The 387-nt window shown below is 66.9% G+C and carries 1 protein-coding gene; it reads right to left on the bottom strand.

Going from position 1 to position 387, the window contains the following annotated elements; all coding sequences use genetic code 11:
* Window positions 1-387: PDZ domain-containing protein (locus L691_RS33160; RefSeq protein ID WP_036738039.1), on the bottom strand; the 387-nt coding region annotated here is incomplete at both ends.

Here is a 387-nt window from a genome sequence, read left to right as displayed (position 1 = left end):
GTGTCTTGCGCAGCTGCCGTCTCTCTCCGCGACGGCAGCTCCGAGGCGCCGGACGGCCTGCGGCGGGCGCCCGTCTTCATAAGGGCAATGCCCACAATGCCCGCCGGCTTATCCGGCGCCGTCGTATCTTCATCCGGCTGGGGCGCCAAAATGACGCCCAGCAGATGATGGTCGCCGTCGTAAATGGCGCGCTGCAGGTACTTGCTCTCGCCTGCAGCGTTCTGCACCTCCAGCTTGCAGAACGCCGGACTCTTACGCAGCGCTTCATGCAGCTGCTGCGCCTCGCCGGTCAACGCTTCGCCGTTGACCTTCAACAAGACCTCGCCCGGCAGGATGCCCAGCTCCTGCGCGGGGCTGCCGGGCAGCACGGCCAGTACCTTCAGGCCG

Source organism: Paenibacillus zanthoxyli JH29 (assembly GCF_000520715.1).
Lineage (GTDB): Bacteria > Bacillota > Bacilli > Paenibacillales > Paenibacillaceae > Paenibacillus_AQ > Paenibacillus_AQ zanthoxyli.
Note: the sequence above shows the minus strand (reverse complement) of the source record. Positions and strands in the feature narration are given on the sequence as shown.